Source organism: Arthrobacter antibioticus (assembly GCF_030063205.1).
In the GTDB taxonomy this organism is placed as follows: domain Bacteria; phylum Actinomycetota; class Actinomycetes; order Actinomycetales; family Micrococcaceae; genus Specibacter.
Genome location: NZ_JASISQ010000003.1, coordinates 219594 through 235409 on the forward strand (window position 1 = coordinate 219594; position 15816 = coordinate 235409).

Genomic DNA, 15816 nt, shown 5'->3' on the forward strand with positions numbered 1-15816 from the left:
CCGAGGGGACTAAACTTCGGCCCGTTCCAGCATCTCCGTGACAAGGGCTGCAATCGGTGAACGTTCCGAGCGTGTGAGCGTGACATGCCCAAACAAGGGGTGACCCTTGAGGGTTTCCACCACAGCGGCAACCCCGTCGTGGCGCCCAACACGAAGGTTGTCTCGCTGGGCGATGTCATGGGTAAGCACAATCTTGGATCGCTGCCCAATACGACTCATCACGGTGAGCAACACATTCTTCTCCAGCGATTGCGCTTCATCCACAATGACAAATGAATCATGAAGTGACCGGCCGCGGATGTGAGTTAGCGGCAACACTTCAAGCATGCCGCGAGCCATGATTTCATCCATCAGCGACTCGGAAACCACTGAGCCAAGGGTGTCGAACACAGCTTGCGCCCAGGGGTTCATCTTCTCGCTTTCGGAACCAGGCAGGTAGCCAAGCTCCTGACCACCCACTGCATAAAGTGGCCTGAACACCACCACTTTGCGGTGTTCGTTGCGTTCCAGGACCGCTTCCAAACCTGCGCACAGGGCTAAAGCACTTTTCCCCGTTCCCGCGCGTCCGCCCAGGGAAACGATCCCCACCTCAGGATCCAACAGCAGATCAAGAGCCAGGCGCTGTTCAGCCGAGCGGCCGTGGAGGCCAAAAACTTCCCTATCACCGCGCACCAGGCGCACTTGCTGGTCAGCACCTACCCGGCCAAGGGCTGAACCCCTGTTGCTGGTGATCACAAGTGAAGTATTCACTGGTAGGACGGCCGCTTCAGGAATGGGCACCGGTTCATGGTTGTACAGGGCCGTGATCTCAGCTTCCGTTGCCTCAACCTCGCCAACCCCTGTCCAGCCCGAGTCCGGCACCAGCTCATTACGGTATGCTTCAGCGGCCAGTCCCAGTGCGGAGGCCCGCACACGCATCGGCACGTCCTTGGTCACCACGGTGACGTTGTCGCCTTCATTGGAGAGGTTCTTGGCAACGGCTAAGATCCGTGAATCATTATCACCGCCGCGCATGCCTGCCGGAAGCACCTCAAGCGAAACATGGTTCAGCTCTACCCGGAACGTCCCGCCGTCGTGCCCTAAAGGAACGGGGGAAGCCAGGCCGCCGTGGGATTCGCGCAGCTCATCAAGGAGGTGCAGGGCCGCTCGGGCAAAATAGCCAAGCTCCGGGTCATGGCGCTTGGCTTCAAGTTCCGAAATGACAACGATCGGCACAACCACGTGATGTTCAGCAAAGCGGGTGATGGCCCGCGGATCGGAAAGCAGAACCGAGGTGTCAACCACGTAAGTACGCAATTTCAACGCCGTGCCGGGATTGTGTGAATGCTGCTCAAGGTTCATGGTTTCAACCACGTCGACTCCAGCCTTTCCGGAGCGTGCAACGCTCCGGAATCATTTCGGTACGTAGAGCGGAGTTGCCCTCCGTTACACCCAAGATACGCCGCTATTTATCGCCGCGAGGACACCACGCCCTAATTACGGATGAACGTTAGAGGACGTTCCAACGAACGCTTGGCGGTTCAAAGAATAACCCGGGTGGCGCCTTGACGGGGCGGATTTTTGTGGATCCAGTCGTTGAAGAGAACCGATGTGACCAGCACGGCCACGGCTATCCACAATGCGTTTAGATCAAGGGCGAAGTAGGCGAAACCGCCAACAATGGAGCCTAGTGTGAGCGAGAGCCATAGCAGTGCATAACGGATCCAAAGCAGCTTTGCCCCGCCAGTCAAGGCGTTGGCAATATGTTGGCCCATTTTTACAAGCGTCCCCGTCATGTACGTCAGGCCAATGCTAACTTCCCCATCACGCTCGAAAATGACGTTCTCGGCACCCATTGCCACCGCCATGATGGCCGGGGCGAGCCAGCCCCCAACGCCCAGATCAAAAAGTAGCACGGCAGCTATCAACGCCAACGTCACATACAGCAGAACAGCCATGCGCTTTCGCCGTGGGACGCGCCTTCGTAAAATTGAGGCACTGACAACGCCTAAAAGAAATGCTGCCACCAGTCCGAAGGCTATGGCGAATCCGCCCCAGTTACCTTCCGCTAGTGCTGTGCCGCCGCGAGTTGAGTTTCCACTCATAAAGGAAACAAAGTACCCGCCCAGATGAATAAATCCCACGGCGTCAACAAACCCTGCGGCGCTGGAGAGAACAGCGGCCAGGATCATCTCAGAGCGGTGGTGGCTTTGCACTCGGGGCTGGCCTAGCTGCCATACCGGCGACTGCGGCCGGCGTAATCGCGCAGGGCACGCAGGAAGTCAATCTTTCGGAATGCCGGCCAGAGTGCCTCACAAAAGTAAAATTCACTGTAGGCGCTCTGCCACATCAAGAACCCTGAAAGTCGCTGTTCCCCAGAGGTGCGAATAACCAAGTCCGGATCGGGCTGGCCACGGGTATAAAGGAACTTGGAAATGTCCGCAACGCTTAGATCCGCGGCCACCTGCGCCATGGGACGCCCGGCAGCGTCGGCGTCATGCAAAAGTTCACGAACGGCATCGACAATTTCACGCCGTCCGCCATAGCCGATGGCCATGTTCACATGAATACGTTCCGTTGCCGGCACCCGGGCCGTCAGGGAAGAAAGACGGGTGGCCAGGTAATCCGGTAGAAGTTCGGGGGCACCCATGGCATGGACGCTGATGTTGTTATCGGCATCCAGCAGATCCAGGGTGTTGGCGATAATGCCCATGAGTTCATCAAGCTCTTCAGGTGAGCGGCTCATGTTATCGGTTGAGAGCATGTACAAGGTGACAACTTTGATGCCCAGGTCTTGACACCAGCCAAGGAACTCCAGGATTTTATCTGCACCGGCCTGATGCCCGTGCCCAGTGGGGGCATTGAACTGCTTGGCCCAACGGCGGTTGCCATCCACCATGACGCCAATATGGGCCGGGACGCTGCTCAGATCAAGCGAGCATGCAAGTCGCCGCTCGTAGAAGTTGTATAACAGTCTGGGCATTCGCACGGAGCCGGAGGACAGCCACATACGCGCGCACCGGACCTTTACGAATTATGGCCCTGCGGCCTAGCGAAACTTGCTAGCTCTAGATTACCCGCACAGGGAGCAAATTCTCACCAAGCACTTCCCCAACCTTTGTTACTCATAGGTAACTTAGGTGGTGGCGGGTTATGCTTTTAGTATGGTTACCGTGCACGAAATACAGCAAAAACCTTCGTGGCGCGGTTGGCTTCACGCGGGCTCGGCACCCCTGGTTTTGATTGCCGGAATTATCCTTGTGGCACTGGCCCCGGGAACCGCAGCCAAGATTGCATGTGCCATCTACGTGGCCACGGGCGTACTTCTTTTTGGTACAAGCGCACTATATCACCGTGGCAACTGGTCACCGAAGACCTCGGCAACACTGAAACGGCTTGATCACAGCAATATTATGTTGGTGATAGCGGGCTCCTACACCCCCTTGTCCTTCCTCATGCTGGCCCGCCCAACAGCCACGCTATTGCTGTGGATGATTTGGATCGGGGCCATTGCAGGGGTCTTGTTCCGTGTGCTTTGGGTGCGTGCACCACGCTGGCTCTACGTCCCCATTTATGTGCTGCTAGGCATCACAGCCTTGTTCTTCCTCCCGGAGTTCTGGGCAGCCGGCGCCCTGCCCACGGTCCTGATTTGCCTTGGCGGCGCGCTATACATTGCCGGCGCCGTCATCTATGGAATCAAGAAACCCAATTTTAGTGCCCGCCATTTCGGGTTCCACGAGTTGTTTCATGCCCTGACGGTGGCCGCCTTTGCCATTCACTTTACAGCCGTGGTGCTAGTGGTTTTTAAGTAGTCCTTGTGGTTTTTAAGTAGTCCAAAGCCCCCGCGTTTAGAATCTGATGGCGTCAATAACTTTCACACGGATCGCAACCAAGGCGGGAATGGCGCCAGCCAGAGCACCAACAAGGACGGCTGCACCCAAGCCAAGCAGCGCAGCCTCCACAGGGAATGCAGGGTAAGCCTCCAGACCAGGAGCCACCTTCGATTCCACGATGGGGTTTTTTACAATAGCGACTGCCAGCATGACCCCAACCGCTCCGGCCACTGTAGTGCCCACCACAGATTCCATCATGACACCGGTGAAGATTCTCCCTGAGGTTGCTCCAAAGCTGCGTCTAATACCAATCTCGCGCACCCTGTACCGCACCGTGACCATGGAGATATTCAGCAGTCCCACCACCCCCAGCAGCAGTATCAAAGTGGCTATGCCTGAGACCATCAAAGTCACCATGGCGAAGGGATCCCCGTAGGCTGCGTAATCGCTGCGGTACACATTCACGTAGGCGCCAGGAAGCTGCTGGGACAGCTCAGTGCTGAGCACTGCCACCAGCTGCTCCGCCATTCCAGCAGGAGCCCAAATTCTTAGTTCCACACCGGCACCGCCATCCCAAGGGTCATCGCTCACCCCCACAAGTTGTGCGGCCTCGCTCAAGATAAATGCCTGCGGCATCGCCTCCGGATACGCATTTGGCACCACACCAATGATCACTGAGGTGGCTTTGATGGTCCCGAGAACCGGGACTTGCGGATCAACGGTGAGATCAGGCTGTCCGGCGGCTAAGTAAAAAGCTTCATTGACAACGACGGCGGGAGCCAGCCTGTCGGCGTCGTCCGCGGCGAACCATCCGCCTTGGGTGAGGTTCACTCGATGAATGACACCATAAGGCGGATCCACCACGGTCAATTCCACGTTCTGGACGCCTCTGGGAAACTGAAAGCGGCCCTGCGAACGCAGCAATCGAGTGGAGTGCGTGAAGCCATGCCGGGCAACCGTGGCAGCCAGAATTCGGGTGGTCTTCTCCGTGCTGAGGCTTTGGCCAAGACTCGGACCGTTTTGAATGCTGACGCTCAAGGTGGCTTCCCTGCCCCCGTCGCGCTCGGAATTCAGGGCTATTCCCTCCCGTGCCAGGTTTCCTACACCCACCACTGTTGTCAGAACGGCAACCGAGAGGGCCACCCCTATCAGGGACAGTAGTATCCGGGTTTTGTGAATACGCAGCTCTGACCACGCCTCGACCAGGGTGGAGATGAACGCGGTCATGCGTGAGCCTGCGCAATCAATGCCGCCGGGCCAATACCCTCAGTGGCACTCAGGACACCGGCGTCAAGGCGATACCTGCTGCGGGCCCGTGCTGCAACATTGAGATCGTGAGTGATAGTTACCAACGCTGCACCAGATTCGGTGGCGATGGCATCCAGCAAGTCCATAACTACCTGGCCGGTTTCCACATCAAGGGCCCCGGTAGGCTCATCCGCCAGAATGAGCCGGGGCCGTCTAACAAGCGCCCGGGCTATTGCCACCCGCTGCTGTTCACCGCCGGAGAGCATGTGCGGCTGTGTGCCGGCACGGGCGCAGAGCCCAACCCGATCAAGCATTTCCATGCCGAGTTCGTTGCGACGCCAAAATTCTTTCCGGCCGGCGTACATCAGCGGTGTCACCACGTTTTCCAATGCTGTGCGGCCGGGCAACAGGTTGAATTGCTGGAATACGAAGCCGATGCTGGAGCCGCGGAGCTTCGCCCGGGTGTTGTTGCGCAGTTTTTCCACAGGCTTGCCCTCAAAACGCAACTGCCCGCTGCTGGGCACATCCAAAAGCCCCAGGATGTTCAGCAACGTGGATTTTCCGCAGCCCGAACGGCCAACGATGGCGGTGTGGTCACCTGCACGTATCTGCAGGTCAATGCCGCGCAGGATATGCAACTCCTGGTCATCAGCAAGCAGCACGGTCCGTGTCACGTTGCACAGATCCACCAAAGCGGGCGCAGAATTGTGCACGGCGGCGCTCTCACGATTGGTTGTTTCTACAGACTTCTCAGTTGGTTCTTCTGGAGCTTCTTCAGTAGGTTCTTCTAAAAAAATGCTCATTGGGATCAGCCCCTCATCGGGCCGAAGCCGGGCATCTGGCCCTCAGGTAACAAAGCATCCGTACCCGGGACAAACTCCAACACCGCTTCCCCCTCGGTCAAGCCGGAGGAGATCTCCACTTTTTCGCCGTCGTTCAGGCCCAGAACAACGGGGCGCTCCTGGGGTGCTCCGGCACCATCCGCCGCCGGAATCCAGACAATGCCGTTTTGGACACTGCCTTTCACAGCAGTTAGCGGCAGTGTCAGCACATCCTTGGCTTCACCAGCTACCAAGGTGATAGTGGCGCCCAGCCCGGGGAACACAACAATGTTCATGGGCACTGCGCAGCTGACCTGGCCACTGCCGTTTTCAACAGGCGGGCCCTGGCCGGCACCGGGATCAAAACCGGGGACACTAGCGGCAGCCGGGTCCATGCCGGGTGCATTCTGCGCGCCAGGGTTCGATTCCCCCGGAGTTTTACTATTGCTGATTTGGACGTTTTGGCAACCAAAAGGTGCCGGACCGTTGGTCACGGTGCCGGTGGCCGTTGTTGGTTTGCCCATGAGACGCAATTGCTGGGCTGTGGTGAGGGATCCGGTAATAGAAAACGTGCCGGGTGCAATGGTTCCTGCATTTTCGCCAACACTGGTTTCTTGGTTCAGCAATAGCGTGAGGGTCTCCAACGTGCCCTCGGCAGTGGCTACAACGTCAGTGTATGAATACACCGGGCCCGGCGCCGGCACGATGGGGGCATCGGGTTCAGCGGGAGCAGCAGGGGCTGCGTCAGGTTCGGAGAGCACCTCACTACGGATCTGGAAAATCTTGTCCCCGGCAGCCACGTGGGCTCCCTTGTCAACAAAAAAGAAGACCACTTTGCCGGCCGCCGTTGACCGCAGCGCGATGGCCGCATTACTTTGTACCGAGCCCGTAAGGTCCACAGTATTTCTCACGGTGGCGCGGCCGGTCTCTATGAGCGGAGCCTCAATGCGGGCGTGCGGGATGATTTGTTCGCCGTCATCCTGCAACCCGTCAATGAACGCGATCTTGACCAGTGCCACCGCTATGACACTAAATATCAGCACCCACACGACGGGAAAAACTATACGGCGCATAATACGCATTCTGCTTTCCTTCCGGAATCTCCCCACAGATCCCCGAACGGAGAAGTGTCTTGAACAATGTAACTGATGGGAAGACTTCCCGGCGGAAACACCCTGACACAATCAGATGAAGCGTTGCCGTACTTCAAGCGCCGTTGAAACTGGGTTTGTGCACACCATGTTGCGGCAAATATATGCCAGCACTCCCGCCGCAACTGGTTGCTGCCCCTGTTTACAAGAGCGCTGCGCCACACTGCGTCCTTCAAACAGCGCCAATGGCGGTTCCCCGGCGCCATCCCACACTCCAATGACCATCCCAGGGGAAGCCGAACACCAAGCCGCGTGCAGCAACTTCTCACGGTCATGGCCGGCAGGACCTACAATCGCCGTCTCAAACGGCCCAGCCAGCAGAGCCTCTGCCTGGGCAAGTAATCCACCAGCGGACCGCGGCGCTCTCTTAGCCAGTTCGGGAACACCTGCCAACAGATTCTCAGCAATAACGCGGTGCCTGCCCGATCCGGTGTACGCCGACCAAGAGATGAAAGCCCCAGCCATCATGGCCACGGCGCTGGTTGTGGCGTTATCGAAGGGGTCTGCAAATCGTGAGCCTTGCAGCGCGGAGTCAGAACCTTCGTGGGCACCATGGTTGTACACCACACCATCGGCTATGAAGTCCCGTTCCAAGTCGCAAATCAACGTCCCGGCAAAATCAAACCAGCGTCTGTCACCGCTGGCCGCATAAAGCGTCAAGTAACCTTTGGCGCAGGCCGCATAATCTTCCAGCAAACCCTTGATACCGCGCGCCTGCCCATCATGGGAAACCCGCAGCAACTCTCCGTCCCAATGCACTGTGGATAAATATTCTCCAAGTTCGACGGCGGTTGCCAGGTACGCGGGTTCCTCCAGCACCATGGCGGCTTCGGCCAATGCCTCCATCAGCATGGCATTCCAGGACGCCACTACTTTCTCATCCCGCGCTGGCATCACCCGCGCCGCGCGTAGCCTCCGCAGTGCCGGTTTAATCCGTTCCCACTGCTTCTGCTGCAGCTCGGAGAGCGGCCGCGAAGGATGTAACGGATACGTTTGGGGCACGGCGTCGTTTGGCACGCCCATAGCCCGTGCAACGTCCTCGGCCAGTTTTTGACTGCCCACTTCTGTGCTGGCATGCGCGGCAGTTTGAAGTTCGGCCATGCTCCACTTATAGCTAGCACCCTCGTGGTGGATGCCATCAACAACTGTGTCTGCATCAAGTGAGGAAGCAAATGCCCCGCCAGGGAGCCGCATCTCATCCATGAGCCAGGAAATCGTTGCCACGGCCGCTTCCCGGGCACCACGAGCTCCTAATGACGGCACCCTTACACGCAGTCCTGGTTCATCGTCGGCAAGGCTTTGCTGCGGGAACTTCTCCGCGATCCTCACCCAGTGCACAAGTACTTGGAGGAGGCCTGCGTTGTCGTAGAGCATTTTCTCGTAGTGCGGCTCAGACCAATCCGCACTCACACTGTAACGGGCAAACCCGCCACCCAGCTGATCGAATAATGCCGAATGCACCATGGCATTCAAGGTTCGGCCAACCAGCCCATGAGCCTGTTTCGCCGACGCGCCGGTGGCAGTGTCCGTGGCTTTTGATGCGGCATGCCGGATCAAAAATTCAAGGCCGGGAGTGGGCGGGAACTTCGGTGCCGAACCAAACCCGCCATGGATCAGGTCCTCTGTCCCGGCTATGGCAGCAACTGCGTCTTCGGTGGCCCTCAACCATGCTGGCTCTGGCTGTACCGAAAGCTCAACCGCCGTTGTGGCGGCGCTTCGCACTTGCCAGATAGGTTTAGCCAACGCCTCGGAGAGGGACTCTGCGGTCTTTTCCACCTGGTCTCTGCGTTCGCACCACGCCTCATTAACTGCGGCAAGCACCTGAGTAAAAGACGGGCGCCCACGTCCTGGACTTGGTGGGAAGTACGTGCCGGCGTAGAAGGCTTTTCCCTCAGGAGTCAAAAAAACACTCATGGGCCAGCCGCCCTCCCCGCTGAGTGCCTGGGTGGCTGCCATGTAAGCATCGTCTACATCTGGGCGTTCTTCGCGATCAACCTTGATAGAAACAAAGTGTTCGTTGAGGTAGTCCGCTGTCACCGGGTCTTCAAAGGACTCCCCCGCCATAACATGGCACCAATGGCAGGCGGCATATCCCACTGACAGAAAAATGGGTACGTCACGTGCTACGGATTCAGCAAACGCCTCCGCATCAAAAGGCTGCCACGCAACCGGATTTTGCGCGTGCTGGCGAAGGTAAGCACTGGGTTCACCTGCCAAGCGGTTCATTGCCGGATGCTACTTAGTATCCGTGTTCTCAGGATTACCAGCGGTGCCTGTGCTCCCTGCACCAGGCACAGCCCCGGCATCAGTTTCGTCAGGCTTTTCCGCAACCACACCGGAGACTGGGGAGTGCGCTGGAACTGAGGTCCCGGCGTCGTCCGCTCTAATGGGAATACCCATATGATCGGCAGCAGGGCCATGGGATCCGCTGACCCGGCCTTCCTCAACTTGTGCCCGGTAGCGAATACGGCGAATGCGCTTGACCATGTCGCGAATCAAAAAAAACATGATCACCACAATGCCGAACGTGACGGCGAAACCCAACAGACCGGGGGTGATTTGGTCCTCGGTCAAACCCGGGCGAAGCCCTGGCTGAGTGGGAATAGCGGGATCAGTGGTGGCAAGCAAAATCAGTGTGTGCACAATTCGTCTTTCGTTTTGTCCCCGAGCAACTTGGTGTCAACGGGAAACATCCACTATCTATCGTAGGCCAGCGAATAGGTCGTTCTCGGGTTGGGAGGTCAGGACACGTGATTCAATCAGCGAGTAGTCCTCCCACGGCCACACTTTTCGCTGCATTTGCGGGCTCACAGCAAAGAAGAATCCGTCCGGGTCAACCTGCGTTGCATGGGCCCGCAAGGCGTCATCACGAACCTCAAAATAATCTCCGCAGTCAATCTGCGTGGTGGTTGGATGCTTGCTCACCGGCGGTGTATGCCCCTCAGTGTCAGCCTCCAACCAGGACGCGATGCGCGCTGCATAAGGTGAAGCCAGCCCTGCCTCCTCCAACGCATAGTGCAAGGCCCGGAAGCGCTGCGGGTTAAACGCCAGATCGTAATAGAGCTTGGAGGGCTCCCAGGCTTCTCCGGCGTCAGGGTACAGTTCAGGATTTCCCGCCGCCCTAAACGCCTCCATCGTGACCTTGTGCGTCATGATGTGATCCGGATGCGGGTATCCACCGTTCTCGTCATAGGAAACAATCACGTGCGGTTTAAAACGACGAACCAACCGAACCAACGGAGCCGCAGCAATCTCCAACGGCTTCAGCGCAAAGCACCCCTCCGGCAAGTGCGGAAGCGGATCACCCTCGGGCAGCCCCGAATCAGTGAACCCCAGCCACTGATGCGCAATACCCAAAATTTTGGCTGCATTGGCCATTTCCAGCCGGCGCGCACCCCCCATGTCGCGGGCTGAATGCGGGTCACCAATGAGCGTTGGGTTTTGAATGTCGCCACGCTCACCACCTGTGCAGGTGGCCACCATCACCTGCACACCGGACGCCACGTAGGAGGCCATCATGGCTGCGCCCTTACTTGCTTCATCATCCGGGTGGGCATGAACCGCCAGAAGACGCAGCGACTGCCGTGCTGGAGACTCAAAGTTGTTCACGAAAGCTACCTTCAATTCTTGTGTGGCCACGGGTTAGAGGGAAGACGAGGCAAAATGCTCGTGCCAAATGAACGCTAAACTTGCCTTAGTCCAACGTCCCCATCAGGTGGGGCGCCCAGACCGCGGCAACCCGCGGAACAGACACAAGTGGATGCAGTGACAACTTCTGATTCTCCAGCAGCTACCAGCCTAACCAATCGATACGGCACACCCAAGCGGAGCCTGTCCAAAAAGAACCAAAAGATCCTCTTGGCGGTGGCAGCAGTGCTGTCATTGTCATGGGTATTGTGGGTGATCGTTGGCGGCAATACGGGAGTCTCCCAAAAAATCCTCAGCTACAACGTGGTGGACGCCACTATGACCACTGTTGATCTTTCGGTGACCAAAACCCCGGACGCCACGGCCGAGTGCGCCATCAAGGCCATGAATGAGTCTTTTGCGGTGGTGGGCTGGAATGTCATCACCATTGGTCCCAACGCTAAGGACGTTGGTTCCGAGAATGGCCGCACCACAACCGTGCGTGGCGAGCTTCGAACGGATTCGTTAGCCGTCACCGGAGTGGTTGAAAACTGCTGGATCGTTAAGCCGATGTAACACCCGCCACCCCGATTCTTGGGTTTATCCGCCTTATTGACTAAACTAGTCTCTATTACCATCTGCCCCGTTTGGTCAGCCAGTGAATTTTCTGCGCATGAATTGAGCACTTTGCCTTAGTGCATAGCTCGTGGTGCATAGCGCAGAGATTTCAATGGAACGCCTGCAGCGGGGCCTTTGCTTTTGTACATTCAAGGAGAATTACGTGCCTACCACTAACAGCGTGCCTTCAGCTTGGCTGACTCAGGAAGCCTTCGATCGTCTGCAGGCTGAACTCACACAGCTTTCCGGCCCCGGTCGTGCAGAGATCGTCAGCAAGATCGAACAAGCTCGCCAAGAAGGCGACTTGAAGGAAAACGGCGGGTATCACGCCGCCAAGGATGAACAGGGCAAGATTGAAGCTCGCATCCGCCAGCTCAGTGAAATGCTGCGCAGTGCCCGTGTCGGTGAAGCACCTGCCGACGACGGCGTCGTTGAGCAGGGCATGGTTGTTGTAGCCACCATCGCTGGGGATAAGACCACATTCCTGCTCGGCAGCCGCGAGGTTGGCGCCGGAGACCTGGAAGTTTATAGCGAACGTTCCGCATTGGGTGCCGCCATCATGGGCAAGACCGTCGGCGACAAACTGGACTATGTTGCTCCCAACGGGCGCACCATTGACGTGGAGATCATCTCCGCCAAGCCGTACGTTGGCGAGCAAAGCTAGCCACATGCGCAGTATTTGTCCCTGCCGGGTTCCACCCTTCGTGGTGAAATCCGGCAGGGACAAAATATTTAATACACGCTTTCTATAACCTGCGACGGCGGAACTCCCGGACGTCGCAGCGTCCGGTAACTTTCACAGCCTCCGGCAACGAGTGCGCCGGTTAGTGGACGACTATTGGCTGGAACCCTTCAGTGCGAAGAGCCGTCAAGACCAGCTCGCAATGCTCATGACCCTTGGTTTCAAGGTTTACGGTGATGGAGACGTCGCCCATCGAGATCGAGCCACCCACCCGTGTGTGGTCCACACCCGTGACGTTGGCGTCGTTCTCGGCGATGATGCGCGAGATCGTCGCCAAGGACCCTGGCCTATCCGTAAGCATCATGCGCACGGTCAGGAACCGGCCCGCGGCAGCTAGTCCACGCTGAATCACCTTCAGGAGCAGCATCGGGTCAATGTTTCCGCCCGAGAGCACAATGACAGTGGTACCGGGATTTTCAATCTTGCCCTCCATGAGAGCGGCCACGCCCACAGCTCCTGCCGGCTCCACCACCATTTTGGAACGCTCTAGTAAAAAGATCAGCGCCCGGGCCAGGGAGTCTTCACTGACAGTGATCACATCATCGACCAGTTCGCGGATGATGGAGAACGGCAGTTGGCCTGGACGGCCTACGGCAATCCCGTCAGCCATGGTGGAAACCTTCTTCAATGGCACCAACGCATCGGCGGCCAATGACGGAGGGTATGCGGCAGCGTTTTCGGCCTGCACCCCAATGACCCGGATCTCTCGCCCAAGTTCCTTAGCACGGGCCTTGACGGCCACCGATACGCCCGCCAGCAGCCCGCCGCCGCCAACACCCATGATGATGGTGTCAACGTTGGGTACCTGATCCAGGATCTCCAGGCCAATAGTGCCTTGTCCAGAGACCACATCAACATTGTTAAACGGGTGCACAAACACTGCACCGCTCTCGTTGGCGTAACGCTCGGCCTCCGCCAGAGATTCATCCACGTTGTTCCCGTGCAGCACCACTTCGGCACCGTGACCGCGGGTGGCGGCAAGCTTCGGCAGGGCAACACCTACCGGCATGTAGATTCGAGCCTTGATGCCCAACGCTTTTGCCGCAACCGCCACACCCTGGGCATGGTTACCAGCCGAGGCAGCCACCACACCGCGGGCACGTTCTTCGGCGTCAAGTTTGGCCATCCGCACATATGCACCGCGGACCTTAAACGAGCCGGCGCGCTGCAGGTTCTCACACTTGAAGAACACCTCTGAGCCTGTCAACCTGCCCAATGCCCGTGAGCTTTCGATGGGTGTGATCGCAATAATCTCCGCCAACAACTCCCGTGCCTGTTCTATATCTGCAAGGGTCACTGGGAGGTCGCTGGTTGCGTTCACGGTACTTTTCTCTTTCTCTTAGAAACAATATGAAACAAGGAACTCTGCGCACTGCTCCGGCGGGTTCCGGGCTAAACCATGTTTACCGGACGGGCTCGCAGAATCAGGCGTGCTTAGACGGGCGCGCTTAGACGGGCGGCTGGGGCACAGCTTCTGAAGCCGCTACCTCTTCAGCGGATGGGACGCCCGGAGCATCACCGGGCGGCACTATGTGTGGCAACCCATAAATATCCGGCAGTTCGGGATCGCTCTCCCAGCCCCGTTGTGCGATGTAGCGGATGAAAGAATTCGCCACTGCCAAGATCGGAACAGCGAACAACGCACCAAGAATACCTGCCACTCCTGAGCCTGCGGCCACAGCCAAGATCACGGCAACAGGGTGCAAGGACACTGCCCTGCCCATCACAAAGGGCTGCAGCACGTGGCTTTCCAGCTGCTGTACCAACAGCACAATGCCCAGCATGATCAGTGCATTGACCCAGCCATTGGCAACCAGTGCCAGAAGGACAGCGACGGCGCCCGTCACGAGTGCGCCCACCACGGGGATGAAGGAACCAACAAAGACTAGAACGCCCAGTGGCAGGGCTAGCGGCACCTGAATGATCGCCGCACCTGCGCCGATGCCAATGGCGTCAACGGCGGCAACAAGTACCTGCACCCGCGCGTAATTACCTAGTGATAACCAGCCGCGGCGTCCGGCACCATCCACGGCAGGCCTAGCCCGGCGCGGGAAGAACTTGACCACGAACGCCCAGATGTCCTGGCCCTCTAGAAGAAAGAACAGCAAAATGAACAACGTCAACAGCAACCCCACCGCGAAGTGGGTCACTCCCGTTCCCACACCCAAAGCACCGGAGACAAGGACGCTGCTATTGTCCTGGATCGCTGCGAGCGCCTCGTTGAGGTACTTGGTCACCTGGTCGTTGCTGATACCCAAAGGACCGGTCTTGAGCCACTCCTGGATTTGGATCAGCCCAGTAATGGCTTGCTGACTCAGATCGGAGAATCCAGCCACCATTTGCCGGCCCACAAGGAACAAGGAGCCCACCACTCCAACAATCAAACCCAGTTCAGCGACGGCAACACTGAGGCCTTGCGGCAAACCGACTTTCTTCAACGCTTTCACTACCGGGCGCAGTACTGAAGCAAGAATTGTTGCCAGCATTAGCGGTATGAGCAAGATGGTGATTTTACTCAGCAACCAGATCAGCATGGCGGAAACAACCAAAATAATTGCCACCCGCCACGACCATGCCCCGGCCACCCTCATTCCAAAGGGGACCCCGGATGTGTCCTTCTGCGAATAGCTCTGTGGTTCCTGCTGTACGGGCGTCATAGACTAATGATTCCCTATTGGCGCAGAATACGTTAAATGGCGTCCATCCCCGTCGCGGCGTCGTGAACCAATGACGTTCTCACAGGTCTGCTTCTATGCCCCAGTTCATGGTGAATGAATCCCCCGGTTCCAGCCATTTCAACCCGTCACCTGAATTAAAGGCATTGGCGGCTCCTGTCATGGGCTCCATGGCCACAGCAAGGGAACGGCCGGGAAATTCTGTGGTGATGAACACGTGTACATAGCTGACGCTTGAGTCGTGCCACAAACTCACACTGCGCCCATCCGGGGCCGAGAGTGTGTGCCGGCCAACGCCGTCGTCCATGCACAAGTCGGTGAAGGCCGTGTCCATCAGCAACTCCGAGACAGCTCTGCTTTGACGCAAATCATGGTGTCCTGACACCTCCACGAAACCAGTTGGAATCATGCGGGCGTCAGCCCTTATATACGTGGCGGCGTTAATCTGGATGCTTAACTGCTCCTGCGGCACACTGCCGATGGTGAAGTACGGGTGCGCGCCCAAAACAAACGGAGCCCGCCGGGCGGAGTCGTTGATGAATCTCTGGCAGACACGCAGCGCTCCCTCGGCGTCAAGTTCGTAACTGACTTGGTGGCGGGCCAGAAACGGGTAGCCGTGCTGCGGGTGGATGACGGCCTCCAGCAGCACGTACGAGTCAGTGCTATCCAAAGCGTGATAACCGGTATTGCGCAACAAACCATGGATCGCATTGTGCAACGGGACTTCCGTGATGTCCAATTGTTGGTCCACCCCGTCCAGCTGCCACAGCCCACCATCAACCCGATTAGCGAACGGTGCCAGCGTGATTCCCGACGCCCCAGGAGCAATGGAATCGAAGGCATAACTCTCTACTAGCGCCACTCCACCCCTGTCATAATGGCGAATACCAGCGGCCAAGGAGGTAACGATGGCGGTAGCGTCCCCGCGTCGCAAGGTGAACTGGGATCCAGTGGCTGCCCGCGTTCCCGGGGCTTCTTTGGGAGTGGTCATGAGCATTAGGCTACAGCCAAACGCTAGCTGGCAACACCGTCACATACGTTTCCAGGCTGCAAAAATATTGGCCTTAATGTAATATTTTGTTTGAAACTGTTTATTTTCTTCTCACTGACAGTTCACACTGA

The 15816-nt window shown here is 57.8% G+C and carries 15 protein-coding genes; 3 read left to right on the top strand and 12 right to left on the bottom strand.

Annotated elements, in window-relative coordinates; all coding sequences use genetic code 11:
* Positions 1-9: 9 nt before the first annotated feature.
* The 3 genes from QMG40_RS08460 to QMG40_RS08470 form a co-directional block, all read right to left on the bottom strand.
* Positions 10-1341, bottom strand: coding sequence for a PhoH family protein (locus QMG40_RS08460; protein ID WP_283530863.1), 1332 nt, complete (start codon positions 1339-1341; stop codon positions 10-12).
* 179 nt (positions 1342-1520) lie between these two features.
* Positions 1521-2195, bottom strand: a complete 675-nt coding sequence (locus tag QMG40_RS08465) for a YoaK family protein (protein ID WP_283530476.1) — start codon at positions 2193-2195, stop codon at positions 1521-1523.
* A gap of 11 nt (positions 2196-2206) precedes the next feature.
* Entirely contained in the window at positions 2207-2962 is a 756-nt protein-coding gene (locus tag QMG40_RS08470) for an isoprenyl transferase (RefSeq protein WP_459252975.1), read from the bottom strand.
* A 181-nt stretch (positions 2963-3143) separates the two neighbouring features.
* Here QMG40_RS08470 and trhA point away from each other — a divergent pair, with 181 nt between their 5' ends.
* Entirely contained in the window at positions 3144-3791 is a 648-nt protein-coding gene (gene trhA, locus QMG40_RS08475) for a PAQR family membrane homeostasis protein TrhA (protein ID WP_283530478.1), read from the top strand.
* A 36-nt stretch (positions 3792-3827) separates the two neighbouring features.
* On the opposite strand, the gene QMG40_RS08480 is transcribed toward trhA, so the two are convergent.
* The 6 genes from QMG40_RS08480 to mca all read right to left on the bottom strand — a co-directional run bounded on the left by QMG40_RS08480 (position 3828) and on the right by mca (position 10641).
* On the bottom strand, positions 3828-5039 hold the full coding sequence (locus QMG40_RS08480) for an ABC transporter permease (RefSeq protein WP_283530481.1): 1212 nt from the start codon (positions 5037-5039) through the stop codon (positions 3828-3830).
* A complete protein-coding gene (locus tag QMG40_RS08485; protein WP_283530483.1) occupies positions 5036-5863 on the bottom strand; it encodes an ABC transporter ATP-binding protein in 828 nt (275 codons plus the stop codon). Before QMG40_RS08485 ends, QMG40_RS08480 begins: the two co-directional genes overlap by 4 nt.
* A gap of 5 nt (positions 5864-5868) precedes the next feature.
* On the bottom strand, positions 5869-6963 hold the full coding sequence (locus QMG40_RS08490) for an efflux RND transporter periplasmic adaptor subunit (protein ID WP_283530485.1): 1095 nt from the start codon (positions 6961-6963) through the stop codon (positions 5869-5871).
* Positions 6964-7065: 102 nt separating this feature from the next.
* Complete coding sequence (locus QMG40_RS08495; protein WP_283530487.1) at positions 7066-9258, bottom strand: thioredoxin domain-containing protein; 2193 nt, start codon at positions 9256-9258, stop codon at positions 7066-7068.
* A gap of 9 nt (positions 9259-9267) precedes the next feature.
* The gene (locus QMG40_RS08500; protein WP_283530489.1) at positions 9268-9675 is read right to left on the bottom strand and encodes a hypothetical protein; all 408 of its coding nucleotides are present in this window, start codon (positions 9673-9675) and stop codon (positions 9268-9270) included.
* Between the two features lie 57 nt (positions 9676-9732).
* Positions 9733-10641 carry a mycothiol conjugate amidase Mca gene (gene mca, locus QMG40_RS08505; protein ID WP_283530491.1) on the bottom strand — a complete coding sequence of 303 codons (909 nt, stop codon included), beginning with the start codon at positions 10639-10641 and terminating at the stop codon, positions 9733-9735.
* 156 nt (positions 10642-10797) lie between these two features.
* Between mca and QMG40_RS08510 the strand changes: the two genes are divergently transcribed.
* Both QMG40_RS08510 and greA read left to right on the top strand, forming a co-directional pair.
* The gene (locus QMG40_RS08510) at positions 10798-11235 is read left to right on the top strand and encodes a DUF4307 domain-containing protein (RefSeq protein ID WP_283530493.1); all 438 of its coding nucleotides are present in this window, start codon (positions 10798-10800) and stop codon (positions 11233-11235) included.
* A gap of 205 nt (positions 11236-11440) precedes the next feature.
* A complete protein-coding gene (gene greA / locus QMG40_RS08515; protein ID WP_283530495.1) occupies positions 11441-11941 on the top strand; it encodes a transcription elongation factor GreA in 501 nt (166 codons plus the stop codon).
* A 160-nt stretch (positions 11942-12101) separates the two neighbouring features.
* Here the strand turns inward: greA and ilvA are convergent, their stop codons facing one another.
* The 3 genes from ilvA to QMG40_RS08530 all read right to left on the bottom strand — a co-directional run bounded on the left by ilvA (position 12102) and on the right by QMG40_RS08530 (position 15685).
* Positions 12102-13340, bottom strand: coding sequence for a threonine ammonia-lyase (ilvA, locus tag QMG40_RS08520; protein ID WP_283530497.1), 1239 nt, complete (start codon positions 13338-13340; stop codon positions 12102-12104).
* 127 nt (positions 13341-13467) lie between these two features.
* Entirely contained in the window at positions 13468-14676 is a 1209-nt protein-coding gene (locus tag QMG40_RS08525; RefSeq protein ID WP_283530499.1) for an AI-2E family transporter, read from the bottom strand.
* Between the two features lie 79 nt (positions 14677-14755).
* Entirely contained in the window at positions 14756-15685 is a 930-nt protein-coding gene (locus QMG40_RS08530) for an aldose 1-epimerase family protein (protein WP_283530501.1), read from the bottom strand.
* Positions 15686-15816: the final 131 nt, after the last annotated feature.

Excerpts from the sequence above, each read along its gene's own strand:
- QMG40_RS08460 (WP_283530863.1), bottom strand. The coding sequence starts at position 1,341 with ATGAACCTTGAGCAGCATTCACACAATCCCGGCACGGCGTTGAAATTG.
- QMG40_RS08470 (WP_459252975.1), bottom strand. The coding sequence starts at position 2,962 with ATGCCCAGACTGTTATACAACTTCTACGAGCGGCGACTTGCATGCTCG.
- trhA (WP_283530478.1), top strand. The coding sequence starts at position 3,144 with ATGGTTACCGTGCACGAAATACAGCAAAAACCTTCGTGGCGCGGTTGG.
- QMG40_RS08480 (WP_283530481.1), bottom strand. The coding sequence starts at position 5,039 with ATGACCGCGTTCATCTCCACCCTGGTCGAGGCGTGGTCAGAGCTGCGT.
- QMG40_RS08485 (WP_283530483.1), bottom strand. The coding sequence starts at position 5,863 with ATGAGCATTTTTTTAGAAGAACCTACTGAAGAAGCTCCAGAAGAACCA.
- QMG40_RS08490 (WP_283530485.1), bottom strand. The coding sequence starts at position 6,963 with ATGCGTATTATGCGCCGTATAGTTTTTCCCGTCGTGTGGGTGCTGATA.
- QMG40_RS08495 (WP_283530487.1), bottom strand. The coding sequence starts at position 9,258 with ATGAACCGCTTGGCAGGTGAACCCAGTGCTTACCTTCGCCAGCACGCG.
- QMG40_RS08525 (WP_283530499.1), bottom strand. The coding sequence starts at position 14,676 with ATGACGCCCGTACAGCAGGAACCACAGAGCTATTCGCAGAAGGACACA.
- QMG40_RS08530 (WP_283530501.1), bottom strand. The coding sequence starts at position 15,685 with ATGACCACTCCCAAAGAAGCCCCGGGAACGCGGGCAGCCACTGGATCC.